Raw genomic sequence first — 13807 nt, 5'->3', positions numbered from 1 at the left:
GAAAACAAGAAATGAGGGTAATAATGCAAAAAATGATGCGATTCAGGTCAAAATTGGGCAAATTATCGCAATATTACATGATCACTCGGCTTGATCTCTACTGCGCGATGAGTTATTCAGCGTTTCCTTAGATAGTCAGCTTATTCAAGTTCTACTTCTTTTTCTTCTTGGGTGGTTCTGTAAGTAAAAAATAAGCTTTATAATGTCTGATTTAAGTTTAATATATGTTTGATTTTTAATAGATATTGGTGTATTTTATGAGATAATACTTTAAGTGTTAAAGTTTCTAATTTAATTGTCGTAGCTAATTTGAGAATGATCGCTGATTTTATTGATTGTGTTTTGTGTTTACTGCGGTGATATGTAAGGCACGTAGAAAGCTGTTTTATTATATATTCTTGTAACTATAAAGGGAAAAGTACTATGGTATTAGCATATACACGGATGACAATGATTGGGTTTGTGAGTATTTTTGTTTTAGTTCTTACAGCTTGCGACAGTGAACCTAAAGAAAAAAAATCCGGACAAGCCTTAGTTAGCGTTAATGGCAAAGAAGTTACCATGCTTCAACTTAATGATGAAATAAAACGTGCCAATATTCGTCCTGATCAGTATGAAGCAGCTAGCAAACAATTATTGGAATCACTCATTGCTCGTCAATTGATTATGGACGAGGCGATAAGTAATAAACTTGATCGGACCCCCGATGTCATGCAGGCGCGTGAACGAGCAAATGCTCAAATTATTTCACAAGCATATATGCAAAGTATTGTAAGTAAAGTTGCTAAACCATCCAAGGCTGAGATTGATGATTATTACCAAAAACATCCCGAATATTTTGCACAACGCAAGCAATTTGATTTAACGATAGTGCGCATTGCAACTAAGGATCTTGGTGATGAACTAAAAAAAATTATAGAAGCAGCTAAATCTCTTGATGAAGTTGTGGCTTGGCTTGAGAAAAATAAAGTACAGTATCTCCGTAACTTAGCATCGCGTAGTACCACTGATCTACCATCTCAAATGGCGACCATGATGCAGCAGAAAAGTAAAGACACTATTTTTATCATCAACGAGCAAGAGAATAGTCTGCTTATTTCAGTTAATGCGATCAAGGATAGTCCAATCACAGCTGCTGTTGCGGTGCCGCAGATTGAGAAATTTTTGATCAATCAAAAATACAAGGAAGTAACTGATGCAGAAGTTGCACGCTTGCGCGCGGCAGCAAAAATAGAATATCTTAATGTTAAAGCATCAACATCTAATGTGGAAAAGCCAGCTTCTCAATCAATAGTAGCCCCTCCCTCTGGTGTTACTAATAATTTAAATTTAACAGAGCCAGTTTCGGAAGGGGCAATTGAGCGTGGTATCATGGGAATAAAATAAGTGTAAATGTGTGTCAAAAAGTTTTATTTTTGTCAACCTATTGCGGCATGAATTAAGGATTATAGGCAAATGATATATGTTATGAATAAACTGAAATTCCTGATGATCTTTACATTACTCTGGATAATTTGTATTGGCAGTGCGGTAGCTGGTGAGACTAGGGAAAGTGTATTGGGGCCTGGAGATGCATTAAAAATATTTGTCTACGGGCAACCCGACCTCACTACTGAAACGAGGGTGAGCGAAACGGGGAGTATAACTTTCCCCCTGCTGGGAGAGATATTAATAGATGGATTAACTCCATCCGCAGCAGAACGAAAGATAGTAAATTTACTGAAAAGTCGTGATATTCTGCGTAACCCCCAAGTAAATATCTTAACTAGTTCGCTGCAGAGTCAGATGGTGTCTGTACTTGGTTCTGTTCGAAACCAAGGGCGTTATCCAATTGAAGGTAAGCGTAGCCTGACCGATATTCTTGCCATGGCAGGAGGGATATTGCCAGAAGGAGGCGATCTAGTTACCTTGATTCGTTCAGATGGGAACAAATTTGCTAAAGAAGTGATTGATGTTTTAGAGATGGTTCGCTCCGGTGACTTAACTCGAAATTTGAACGTGCGTAGTGATGATCTTATTTACGTTGAGCGAGCGCTCCGTTTTTACATTTATGGGGAAGTTCAGCGTCCCGGAACTTATAGGCTTGAGCGTAATATGACGGTTATACAAGCACTGTCAGTAGGCGGTGGATTAACCCAACGGGGTACTGAGCGCGGTCTGCGGATTCAGCGCCGCGATGTTGATGGTAACCTGCAGATGTTAACTGTCAAATCCAGTGATTTCGTTGAGCCTGATGACGTGATTTATATCAAAGAGAGCTTGTTTTAATATTTGTTCAATAGCTGCCTAAGTATTTATTATCAAGCAATTATTGTAACTAGATTAGGTTTAAACTTGGATTCTACATATGGATTTTTCTCGATTCTTTCTGATTATATTAGCTCGTCACAGACTTATCCTGCTCACACTTATTGTGACTGTATCGACCACTTTGGTTGTTAGTTTGTTATTGCCAAAAAATTACAAATCGGCAGCAACATTACTGGTTACTCATAAAGGAGCAGATCCTGTTACAGGAATGATTATACCCGCACAGTTAAGTGCAGGTTATATGGCAACTCAGTTAGATGTCATAAAAAGCACTAGGACTGCATTGATGGTGATCGATCAACTAAGACTTGATCAGAGTGAAGCAGTAAAAGGTCAATTTGAGAATAGCAATAGCAAATTGGGGTTGCGTGATTGGTTGGCTGCCTTGTTGCTTAAAAATTTGGATATTGACACCTCACGTGATAGCAGTGTGATTGGTATTAGCTTTAAGGGGACCGATCCTATGTTCACTTCAATCATTGCAAATGCATTTGCAAGTGCCTATCAGGAAATGAGCATTCGCCTTACAGTAGAGCCTTCACAAAAGGCAGCCGTCTACTTCACTGAACAGCTTAACGTGCTGCGTGACAAGCTAGAAACAGCGCAGAAAAATCTGTCTGACTATCAACATGAAAAAGGGATTGTCGACGTAGACTATCGACTTGACATTGAAACGAAACGACTAAATGATCTCTCTAGTCAATTGATAGTTGCTCAAGCGGAAGTTATGGGGGCTGTATCTGGGGCAAGTGACAATAACTCCGGTGGTGAAAAAAATAGTATTGGCAGAAATCCAATGATTAATAACCTCAAGTTAAGTTTGACACAGGCTGAGTCTAATTTCTCAGAAATTTCGCAGAAATTGGGGCACAATCACCCCAGTTACGCAGGAGCAAAAGCTGAAGTTGAAAAGCTGAGAGCAGAACTTAATAAATATATAAGAGTCGCTACAAATACCGCTATCAATCAGGAAAGTGGAATACGTGCGGCACTTGAAGAACAAAAAACTAAAGTATTGACCCTTAATCGTGCGAGGGATGAGCTCCTGCCTCTCGTTAAAGATGTGGAGGGCGCTCAACAGGCATATAACACTGCTATGCAACGTCTAAATCAGACTAGCCTTGAAGGACAATCCAACTTGTCAAGCGTGTCTATACTTGATACAGCAAAAATCCCAGATACACCAGATAGCCCTAAGATACTTCTAAATATGGTTCTATCAGTAATCCTAGGTACTCTCCTAGGATTGGGGTTTGGCTTGCTTGCGGAAATGGTTGATAGGCGTGTGCGCTCAGCAGAAGATCTGGTGGACGTACTTCAAGTACCGGTGCTTGGCATTATAAAGCGGGGAGAACCTAAACAGAGGCGCATGATGCAATTAGCGTGGCCACGTTTGATACGATGAATCATCAAAGTTTAAAACAGGAAGAAGAAAATGAGTACCCCAGGTTCCTCAGAAACAAGAAAGCTTACTGATTCTAGCTCTATCAGCGCAAATACATCTCCCGTTCACAAATTCAGTATAGGGCATATGCTACTGGAGATGGGGAAAATTACACCCGTTGAGGCGGAGCGTGTACTGCGCTTACAGAAAGAAAGTGGCTTGCGTTTCGGTGATGCTGCACTTAAATTAGGTTTAATTACTGAGGCAGATATCCAGTTAGTACTGGCACAGCAGTTTGATTATCCTTACTTATTGCCAGGGGAAGGAAATCACTCACCAGGATTAGTAGTCGCTTATCAACCATTCGGTGCGCAAGTAGAAGTTTTTCGTGCGGTGCGAAGTCAATTGATGTTACGCTGGTTTACTACAGGACATAAAGCATTAGCGATTGTTAGCTATAATCCCGGCGATGGGGTCAGTCTTTTTGCGGCTAATCTAGCTGTGGTATTTTCCCAGCTTGGGGAACGCACATTACTAATTGATGCTAATTTGCGTTACCCACAGCAACATGAAATTTTTAATTTAAAGAATAAGCAAGGCTTGTCTGATGTCCTTGCAGATCGTGCTAATGTTTCTGAAGTGATCGCTAAGATTGATTCGTTTATTGATCTTTCTGTTATACCAGCAGGAACGCTTCCGCCTAATCCATTGGAAATTCTTAATCGTTCCACATTCGATAAACTTAATGATCAACTTGCAAATCAGTTTGATGTAATTCTTTATGATACTTTGGCTTTCTCGAGTGGTGCCGACGCACTTTCTATCGCTGCTCGCACAGATGGTGTGTTGATAGTTGCTCGAAAAAATAACACCCATTTGAATGATATAAATCTCATGAATGAACAGCTTAAATGCAGTGGTACAGAAGTAATCGGTTCCATTTTAATGGATTAATTATTTAATAATTTGTAGAGATATGTTTACTATTCCATACAAACTTCATGCGGAAAAGCAGGTTATAGCAGAATGGTGGCCTGTGCTGCTAGGGTTATTAGCTTTATATGTGCCTACTTTCTATAGTCTTGCGAATGGAATTTGGGCTAAAGAAGAGCAAGCTCATGGCCCAATTATCTTATTTCTTTCGCTCTGGCTTGTTTATCGTAAGTGGCCAGAAATGATAAAAAGAAGTGAAGGACAATCAACTTCATTTCTTGGGTGGGTGATTTTTTTAATGACTCTTTTACTCTATATTATTGGTCGTTCTCAACAGATATTAATTTTTGAAATAGGATCTTTTGTAACAGCCCTAGTAGCTATTTTTCTTATCAAACGAGGAAGTAGTGCTCTGAAAGCTATGTGGTTTCCGATTTTTTTCTTGTTGTTTATGATTCCATTACCTGGCACGTTTGTAAGTTTGCTTACTATGCCTATGAAAATGGCAGTCTCATATGTGGCAGAAAATATTTTATTTTGGGCAAATTATCCGATAGCACGTAATGGCGTTATCTTGCAGATTGGACAATATCAACTCCTTGTGGCTGATGCTTGTGCTGGGCTACAAACACTATTAACTTTAGAAGCACTTGGATTATTCTATCTGAATCTTGTTCATCATACCTCGGTCTTTCGAAATGTAGCACTGGCTATCCTTATAATACCGATCTCTTTTGCGGCTAATGTCATTCGCGTTATCGTTCTTACCTTGATTACTTTCCATTATGGTGATGCTGCTGGGCAGGGCTTTTTGCATGGATTTGCTGGGATGGTTTTATTCATTAGTGCATTAATACTTATCTTGGGAGTAGATACATTATTGCAATATTTTGTTAAAGTACAGCCCATAAATGTCTCTAACCTTGCAAGTAAATCATCAATTAGTTAAGAATATCTAATAGACCCCTAAAACTAATTCTGTTGACTGAACTATACTTAATATCAAACTCGACCTATGACCATCTTATTCTTAGATGCTTTCTAAGTTTTGTAGCTTTATTGAGAATTTTTGTGTTTTTTGATTAATATAATTTACTTGTATCGTGTAAATTTTAGTAAATAAGGGAGTCAATTAATGAAAAAATCTTTAATTACCAGCATTATTTTGGGGGTAATGATGGCGTCATCCGGCGCCTTAACAGTGGCATTAACTCCAACCAATAAAATTGCAGATTTGCAAGAAAAGATTGATCTTGAGATTATGATTCCTTCAAAGTTTGGGGATTGGAGAGTCGATGAGTCGATTATTCCATTGCAGGTAGACACTGAGACGCAAGCGATGCTTGACAAGATATATAATCAAACTTTATCGAGAACTTATGTTAACTCTCTGGGCGAGCGCGTTATGCTTTCTGTGGCATATGGGGGTGATCAGAGTGACAATCTTGCGGTGCATAAACCGGAAGTATGTTATTACGCGCAAGGCTTTGAAATAATGAAGACTTATGCTGATGAATTGCTTACACAATATGGAAAATTACCGATAAAGCGTTTAATGGCAGTGAAGGGTAATCGTAATGAGCCCATTACTTACTGGGTAACAGTTGGTAACAAAGCAGTTTTGCCTGGGATTGATGAGAAACTGCAGCAGCTGCGGTATGGACTAACTGGAAGCGTGCCAGATGGAATGCTAGTGCGTGTATCTTCTATAAATTCTGATAAAGATAAGGCTTATCAACTTCAGACTATTTTTATTCAGGATTTACTGTTAACAGTTGATATCAAGGAACGCACCAGACTGATAGGAAATTTTGGTGTATAAACAAAATCTTGTCTACAAGGTAAACGCATCAACTGGTTTAGGTAATCAGAAAATATTTTATATTATCGTATTCGCCAGTGTACTAATGGCGATGTTGTTTGGCTTGTTTGCGGTAACAGCTAGTCCCATAATTATCAGTTTTGCGATAGCTCTCATAGCAGGTTCGATACTTTTGGCTAGACCTGACTGGATTGTGTGGTTGACTCTGTTGCTTGGTTTGCTAGTGGTGGGGACTCTCCCGCTCCATTTCGATTTTATTGCCTCAAAGGCAGCATGGGGTGTCTCGTTACTTGGTTTTTTTCTGATGCTCATAGCATTTTTTGGAGGAGCCACTTCTCCGATTAGACTAAAAAATACTCCCGCCTTTATCTGGGTAGCTCTAGGATTTCTAGTTTATGCGCTGCTTAATTCGTTCATTCAGTGGCATTCACCTGGTGAATTCTTGGTCGGATTTAAGCGCTATTTTCAGATGTGGGGACTCTTGTTTGCACTATGCTGGCTCACTTTCGATGAGCAGAACATCCATCGTTGGCGGGTATTATTTTTAATTACCGGCCTGTTACAATTGCCCTTTGCACTTTACGAATTGATTGTTTTTGTTCCCCAACTAAAAAGCACTTGGGGAGGGGCTGCTGTCGATGTTGTTGCAGGAACCTTCGGGGCAAGTATGGATGGTGGAGGTGCTAGTGGAGAGATGGCTCTCTTTCTTATCATCACATTGGCTTTTCTGCTGACGTGGCGTATGGAGAAATTGTTATCTGTCGCTCACCTTACGCTATTGATACCTTTCCTATTAGTACCTTTGATATTAGGTGAGACTAAATCTGTAGTCATAATGCTACCGCTAATGTTTTTTATGCTCTATCGCCATGAAATGTTTATTCGATTTCATTATTGGTTGATGGGATTTGTCCTTGTCATCTTTCTTTCGGTAGCAACAGGATATTATTATTTAAGTCTGTCGGACAGATCCATAGATACCCAACTGGAAGATACGATTGATTATAATTTAAAAGAAAGAGGTTATGGAGGAGTGTATCTTAATCGTACCACAGTAATAACATTCTGGTTTAGGCAGCAAGGTGCTCATGATCCAGTATCATTTATGTTTGGAAATGGACTGGGTAGCTCGAATGCTTCTGGTCATATTGCTAAACGCTATCCTGGTTCCGGTATTGGATTAACTGCAGCTTCAACTTTACTATGGGAAATGGGTTTGCTTGGTTTTGGTTTGTTCATTGCTATTTTAGTTTTTGCATGGCGCTGTGCTCTGAGACTTCAACGAGAATCTACAGTACCACTGGTGCGAGCAGATGTTCGCGCTATTCAGGCTTCTTTGGCGTTATTTGTATTTCTTATTTTTTACCGAGTATCATTGCTGGAGCTTCCAAGTATACAAATTGTTTTTGCTACGATATTGGGTTATTTAGCTTGGTTGTACCGTAGGCATGTTGAACTAGTTGGTGGTGGCTCATAATTATCATAGTTCGATATTATTGGTTAAATTTCATATAGCAGTTCAAACTTAGGCCTGTTTTGTCTAATTTTGGTTAATTTTTAGTCAATTTACACAGATATGGCTGGATTGTTTAGGCCATCTTCAAGTCTGAGACTTTTACATGAAATGAGCTTGTCCATTTGGATACTGGATGGAGATTTTAAGTCGTTTTCGTGACGATTCCAATCCTATTAGAAGCCAAAATGCATTGAAAAATGCGAAAACTGATTATTCGCTTTTGGAGATACTAAACGAACAGAATGTGAAATAAATGCTGATCGGATAAAAGAATTAATAGTAGGAATGTAAATTACAGGTAAGGAGAGTAACTTTAATGAGTCTTCTAATCATTTGTCATTTTATGGGGTGATAAGTAATGAAAATCTCAATTTTGATCAAAGCACTCAACGAAGAAACCTTGATTGCAAATTGCATTGAAGCAGCACTGGCAGAAATACAGCAAATTGGTGGTGAGGTAATTTTAGTCGACTCACTTTCTACCGATAAGACAGTTGAAATTGCAAGAAGCTATCCTGTGCGGATTATTCAGTTCTCTCACAAATCAGACTGTGGGTGTTCTTCTGCCGTTCAACTTGGCTATCAGTACGCGCGGGGAGAATACTTGTATGTGTTGGACGGAGATATGATACTGCAGTCTGGTTTCTTATCAGAAGCACTAAGCTTTCTTGAATCTAATTTGGATGCAGCCGGTGTGGCGGGAAAACTGATTGATACAAGTATTAAAACTTGGGCAGACAAGCGGCGTGCATATACGGCGGCATCTCAGCAACAAATTAGGGAAGTTTCAGAATTAGGTGGGGGAGGTATTTATCGCCGTAGTGCGATAGAATCCGTCAATTATCTTGCTCATCGATGGCTTCCGGCCTGCGAAGAGGCTGAGCTTGGTGCTCGTTTGAGAGCCAAAGGGTGGCGCCTTATTCGGCTACCTCAAATAGCCGTATTTCATACCGGATATTCTGAAAATAATTCTCAGATGCTATATCGATTGTGGCGAAATCGTCGAATGCATGCATATGGCATGTACCTCCGTGCAGCTTTTGGACATCCGTGGTGGTGGTTAAGTCTGCAACAGGCATGGTTTGTATTTGCTGCGCCTTTACTGCACTTTACAGCGCTAATATTGGCAGTAAATGCAATGTCATTCATGATATTTACATTTGCATCGGTATTCTTGATGGCGGAATTTTTTGTTTGGTTCGCTACGATAACAATTCTGGCATTAAAAAATAAAAGTATTTCGAGTGCACTTCTTTCGACTTATGGATGGAATTTTTATGCACTTGCTGCAGTACTGGGTGCCATGCAATCAATACCAGATCCGATGATTCCTATTGATGCGCAAGAACTCACAAAATACAATGCATCACAATAGATTATATGCAAATGACAGATTGGTTAATTGTTTTTTGTAAGGAAGCTGTGGTTGGGATAACGGGCAGGAGTTTATGATGAAAGAAGGACTGTGCATTGGATATCGAGCAAGTTGTTAATCATGATTATTGTATTGGTTGCGGTGTTTGCCGGGCTGCCGACCCAGCAATTGAGATTGGTTTAAATAAATATGGTGAGTATGTTGCCAATCTAAACAATTCGAATATAGATGGGCGTAGACTTGCTTCAAAAATTTGCCCTTTTGCTGAGAATTTAAATGAAACTGAAATAACCGATGAAATATTTTCTGGACAGATGCAACAAGAGTTTATTGGCAGATTTTCAGGATTATTCGCAGGATATTCATTGGATGACAGGGAATTAGGCTCATCTGGTGGGATAATTACTTACATAATTAGGCAATTACTTGTATCTAAGAAAATTGATTATGCTATCCTTGCGCGCCCACGCATAGCTGATAATATCAGGGGTTTGGAGTTTTCCTTTGACGTTGTTTCATCTGAAGTTGACGTTAATTCCGGCGCTACATCTTTCTATTATCCCGTCACGTATTCGGAAGCATTGGAATTTATTGCTAAGAATCCTGGTCGTTATGCCATTACGGGCGTTCCTTGTTTTCACAAAGCTATACGTCTACTCAAGCGACAGAATCCAATTTACCATGAACGAATTCAATTTCAGCTTGGCTTGGTTTGTGGTCAATTAAAAAGTGCGCTTTATTTCGAATATTTGCTTCGTCGTGCTGGCGTGCCTACTGGGAAAGTTGAATCTGCTTGCTTTAGAAGGAAAGATTCTAAGAATCGTGCGGATGAATATTTTTTTGAGGCAATAGTACAAGATAACGATAGTAAGAAAGATATATTCCGGATTAGTAATAAGCAAATCGGTGTAAATTGGGGTATGGGCTTATTCAAACCCAAGGCTTGCGATTATTGCGATGATGTGTTTGCTGAAACCGCAGACATCGCGGTTATGGATGGCTGGTTGCCGCACTATGTTAACGATGGTAGAGGCACAAGCTTAATTGTAGTGCGTGATAAACGCTTACTGGATGTTTTGACCGGTGGCCGAGAAGCCGGAAATTTGCATCTGGAGGATATAAGTGCTGAGGAAATTGTTAGATCTCAGCAAGGAGGGCTCAATCATCGCAGGAAAGGGTTGGCTTACCGGCTTTCTTTATCAACGGGTAAGATACCGGCAAAGAGAGTTCAACCATCTTCCAGTTTTCCATTGTTGTTCAAGTTTGAGCAAATCATTCGCCTTGCTCTTCGCAAGACAAGCAGGCATGCAATGGTTTTACAGACTAAATCAGGCTCAGGATTATTAATATTTAATGTGATAATGGCATTGCAATTTTTTGTCTATCGCATTGTGCAGAAACTTAAACGCATCTTTAAAACATCTACTTATTAGTTCTTACTGGAATTGGAATGACGAACAAATACTATTTCTTGGGCCATGAGACACTTACCAATCGAGGGTGCGAAGCCTTGCTGCGGGGTATTTCCAGCATCATTCGCGAACGGCAGCCGACGGCTGAGTTTCTTGCCCCTAGCTTTAATATTGGAAATGATCAGAAACAAATGATCAGATCTAACGAAATGGGAGTGAGTTTTATACCAGCTTATCACCTGCCTCTTTATGTCAGAGTTTGGGGGAGGCTCGATAAAATTATACCTGGATTGAGACACATGTGGATTCCTTCCCCGCCTATACCTAAGAGCGTTCGAAAAAGCTTGCGGGATACCACTGCCGGTATTATGACCGGTGGTGATGTGCTTTCACTGGACTATGGGATACCTTCTCTCGTCAAATTTATGGGGCAAGCAGAAAGCTATATGGCAGATGGCCGTCCTATGTTTTTGTGGGCTGCGTCAGTTGGACCATTTGAATCGCAACCTGATGTGGAGAAGTATGTAATTCGGCACCTTGCTACTTACTCTGGTATTTCAGTGCGTGAGACATCAAGTCGAGATTATCTGGAGAGATTAGGATTGCGTAATGTAAAATTGGTTGCGGATCCTGCCTTTGTAATGATACCTGAGCCTTGGGATATTTCGGACATATTGCCTACTGAACTTCGTGAAGGCTTGCTTGGGTTTAACATTAGCCCACTGATTAAAAGCTTTCGTAACGACGATTCTCATATACTTGAAATGGAAACTGCAGTTGTGGAGTTTTTGCAAGACGTGATCCAGCGTACGAATCTATCCGTTGTATTGATACCGCATGTAGACAGTGTTGATGGCGGAGAGTGGAATAGTGATTATCTTTATATGCTGCGTTTGATTAATCGTGTTGATTTGCCACCAGCAATAATTGCTGCGCGAATTAGCCTTGCACCCCGTAACATGAATGCAGTGCAAACTAAATACCTGATCTCTCAATGCCGGTTCTTTATCGGGGCGCGGACTCATTCCACTATTGCCGCATGGTCTACTCATGTGCCAACTATCTCAATTGCATACAGTGTTAAAGCAATCGGATTAAATACGGATCTATTTGGAGACTTGCGCTATGTTCTAGAAACACCTACTCTTTCCAGAGAGACTTTATGGGAATCCTTGGAGAAATTGTATGCTGACGAACAGAATATTAGAATCCTTCTGAGTCAGCGGATTCCTGAGTGGCAGCAGAGAGCTCGCTGTGCAATTGACCCCATAGTGACTGCTCTCTGATTTATTATTTCAACAGCTCTCTGGTGTGTGAATTGTGTTAATAAAAATTGAATCAGCAATTTTAAATTTTGCCACCGAGTTAGTTAAACTGACTCTAAAGATGAGTAATAGTTATGTCGTATTGTCTTTTATTTTCTGATATTCCTTCCTCATAGATTTTATCAATTAGCGCATTATTTGATAGAAAACTTACTTCAAGTATCGGAAAAAAATAGTTCCTGATCTGGATGGATCAATACGGTCAGATTATAGGCATACCGATGTTAGTTAGGGAATCGCTGAATTATTCTAAATTTGTCATTCCGGCGAAGGCCGGAATCCAGAAAAATCAAAGAGCTGGACACCGGCTTTCGCCGGTGTGACGAATAATTCAGTATTTCCTTAGATATCCCTATAATTCCGACATTATCGCTTTTGTTACATTAATTTCGTTTCGGTTGAAGAATAAAATTGGGAACCTTGAATATCTAATTCATTTTCAATTAATGAGTTAAGAAATGGAACGCGGATGAAAATTTTTAATTTAAAGACTCTCAAGGATAATGGCAATATTAGGCTTTCTGTTTCCATTGATAGTGAGGAATTAGGTTCCAAAGAGCTTTGGTTTTCCACTTCTGAGAAATATGCATATGGTTTATGTAAAACGAGACTGGATGGTTTTCTGGTAGGTTTGATTTTTCCAGCGATGCAGTATGGAGAAAACATTCATCTGGAAGGATGTGTTTCCAATAAATTGCTGTTTAATTTAAACCACTATGTTATTCCTCTGTTGATGACATTCTCGCCTTCTGCTAAGCGGATAAAAATAACCGCGGATGAGACCAACTCTGAACGATTTGAAGGCTCTGGTGTAGGCACCGGTTTTTCCGCAGGAGTTGATTCATTCTGTACCGTTTTCGATCACTATGTGCTGGAAAAAAATCCTGACTATAAAATCAATAGCTTTCTTTTTCTGAATGTAGGTTCAAATGGACCGGGGTGTACAGAGAAAGAGCTGACAGCCGCTCGCAATAAGTTTTATAGTCGCCATAGCTATTTAAGTGAGTTTCCAAATGAACTTGGTTTGGATTTAATTCCTCTGGACTCAAATCTTCACTTTTTTCATCCGTGGGGGCATCAATTAACACATTCATTAACGACAATCTCAGGTGCCCTGGTAATGCAAAATTTTTATAACAAGTATTATTATGCATCGGCAGGATTGTTATATTTGGAATTATTTAAGTTTTATGAAATTTATCTGAACAGAGATACTGCAATTCTTGATCCGATTTTACTTCCTTTGCTATCAACTGAGTCATTAGAATTTATTCCTGATGGCACTCAATATAATCGTCTGGAAAAAACTATCCATATTACTAATTATGAGCCAGTTCGCCGCTATTTAAATGTTTGTGTTGGTAGTCAAGAATCGCATGAGAATTGCTCTGTTTGTTCCAAATGCTGTCGCACACTGATGACTCTTGATTTGATTGGGAAGCTGGATGAATATACGCACCTTTTTGATATAAAGAAATATAAAAAGAAAGCTGAATTAGAGTATGTCTGCCAACAAGTAGCGCGACAACATGAAGATCCGTTTGCGCAGGCTCTTGTAGGTCTAGCAAAAGGGAAAAGTATAAAACTTCCTTCCTATCCAGTTTCACATGTTTTGATTTTTCTGATCAATTTTGCTAGGGCCAGCTTGCCGTTAGCTCTACTTTCCAGGATTAAAACAATGTTAAAACTTAATTAGGTTTAAAAATGGGTACGGTTAAAATTAAGAAATA

At 39.6% G+C, this 13807-nt stretch carries 11 protein-coding genes; all 11 read left to right on the top strand.

The genetic code is table 11. The features are described from left to right. Positions 1 to 423 precede the first annotated feature (423 nt). The 11 genes from QZ942_RS01700 to QZ942_RS01650 all read left to right on the top strand — a co-directional run bounded on the left by QZ942_RS01700 (position 424) and on the right by QZ942_RS01650 (position 13773). The gene (locus QZ942_RS01700; RefSeq protein ID WP_292992847.1) at positions 424 to 1386 is read left to right on the top strand and encodes an EpsD family peptidyl-prolyl cis-trans isomerase; all 963 of its coding nucleotides are present in this window, start codon (positions 424 to 426) and stop codon (positions 1384 to 1386) included. An 81-nt stretch (positions 1387 to 1467) separates the two neighbouring features. Then, positions 1468 to 2268 carry a polysaccharide export protein EpsE gene (gene epsE / locus QZ942_RS01695; RefSeq protein ID WP_292992846.1) on the top strand — a complete coding sequence of 267 codons (801 nt, stop codon included), beginning with the start codon at positions 1468 to 1470 and terminating at the stop codon, positions 2266 to 2268. 79 nt (positions 2269 to 2347) lie between these two features. Beyond that, positions 2348 to 3715, top strand: a complete 1368-nt coding sequence (epsF, locus tag QZ942_RS01690; RefSeq protein ID WP_292992845.1) for a chain length determinant protein EpsF — start codon at positions 2348 to 2350, stop codon at positions 3713 to 3715. A 30-nt stretch (positions 3716 to 3745) separates the two neighbouring features. Next, positions 3746 to 4648, top strand: a complete 903-nt coding sequence (epsG, locus tag QZ942_RS01685; protein WP_292992844.1) for a chain length determinant protein tyrosine kinase EpsG — start codon at positions 3746 to 3748, stop codon at positions 4646 to 4648. A gap of 22 nt (positions 4649 to 4670) precedes the next feature. Next, on the top strand, positions 4671 to 5576 hold the full coding sequence (gene xrtB / locus QZ942_RS01680) for an exosortase B (RefSeq protein ID WP_292992843.1): 906 nt from the start codon (positions 4671 to 4673) through the stop codon (positions 5574 to 5576). 186 nt (positions 5577 to 5762) lie between these two features. Then, on the top strand, positions 5763 to 6449 hold the full coding sequence (epsI, locus tag QZ942_RS01675; protein ID WP_292992842.1) for an exosortase-associated protein EpsI, B-type: 687 nt from the start codon (positions 5763 to 5765) through the stop codon (positions 6447 to 6449). Beyond that, the gene (locus tag QZ942_RS01670) at positions 6442 to 7926 is read left to right on the top strand and encodes a hypothetical protein (protein ID WP_292992841.1); all 1485 of its coding nucleotides are present in this window, start codon (positions 6442 to 6444) and stop codon (positions 7924 to 7926) included. Before epsI ends, QZ942_RS01670 begins: the two co-directional genes overlap by 8 nt. A 397-nt stretch (positions 7927 to 8323) precedes the next feature. Next, a complete protein-coding gene (locus tag QZ942_RS01665) occupies positions 8324 to 9340 on the top strand; it encodes a glycosyltransferase (RefSeq protein WP_292992840.1) in 1017 nt (338 codons plus the stop codon). 95 nt (positions 9341 to 9435) lie between these two features. Continuing rightward, positions 9436 to 10773 (top strand): Coenzyme F420 hydrogenase/dehydrogenase, beta subunit C-terminal domain, encoded by a 1338-nt coding sequence (locus QZ942_RS01660; protein ID WP_292992839.1) that lies wholly within the window; start codon positions 9436 to 9438, stop codon positions 10771 to 10773. 17 nt (positions 10774 to 10790) lie between these two features. Continuing rightward, positions 10791 to 12038: a polysaccharide pyruvyl transferase family protein gene (locus QZ942_RS01655; RefSeq protein ID WP_292992838.1), complete on the top strand. Its 1248-nt coding sequence runs from the start codon at positions 10791 to 10793 to the stop codon at positions 12036 to 12038. 508 nt (positions 12039 to 12546) lie between these two features. After that, positions 12547 to 13773 (top strand): hypothetical protein, encoded by a 1227-nt coding sequence (locus tag QZ942_RS01650; RefSeq protein WP_292992837.1) that lies wholly within the window; start codon positions 12547 to 12549, stop codon positions 13771 to 13773. Positions 13774 to 13807 lie beyond the last annotated feature (34 nt).

The organism is Nitrosomonas sp. (genome assembly GCF_021731985.1).
GTDB lineage: Bacteria > Pseudomonadota > Gammaproteobacteria > Burkholderiales > Nitrosomonadaceae > Nitrosomonas.
The sequence above is the reverse complement of the archived record's forward strand: the minus strand, read 5'-3'. Positions and strand labels throughout refer to the sequence as shown.

Excerpts from the sequence above, each read along its gene's own strand:
- QZ942_RS01700 (WP_292992847.1), top strand. The coding sequence starts at position 424 with ATGGTATTAGCATATACACGGATGACAATGATTGGGTTTGTGAGTATT.
- epsE (WP_292992846.1), top strand. The coding sequence starts at position 1,468 with ATGAATAAACTGAAATTCCTGATGATCTTTACATTACTCTGGATAATT.
- epsF (WP_292992845.1), top strand. The coding sequence starts at position 2,348 with ATGGATTTTTCTCGATTCTTTCTGATTATATTAGCTCGTCACAGACTT.
- epsG (WP_292992844.1), top strand. The coding sequence starts at position 3,746 with ATGAGTACCCCAGGTTCCTCAGAAACAAGAAAGCTTACTGATTCTAGC.
- xrtB (WP_292992843.1), top strand. The coding sequence starts at position 4,671 with ATGTTTACTATTCCATACAAACTTCATGCGGAAAAGCAGGTTATAGCA.
- epsI (WP_292992842.1), top strand. The coding sequence starts at position 5,763 with ATGAAAAAATCTTTAATTACCAGCATTATTTTGGGGGTAATGATGGCG.
- QZ942_RS01665 (WP_292992840.1), top strand. The coding sequence starts at position 8,324 with ATGAAAATCTCAATTTTGATCAAAGCACTCAACGAAGAAACCTTGATT.
- QZ942_RS01655 (WP_292992838.1), top strand. The coding sequence starts at position 10,791 with ATGACGAACAAATACTATTTCTTGGGCCATGAGACACTTACCAATCGA.
- QZ942_RS01650 (WP_292992837.1), top strand. The coding sequence starts at position 12,547 with ATGAAAATTTTTAATTTAAAGACTCTCAAGGATAATGGCAATATTAGG.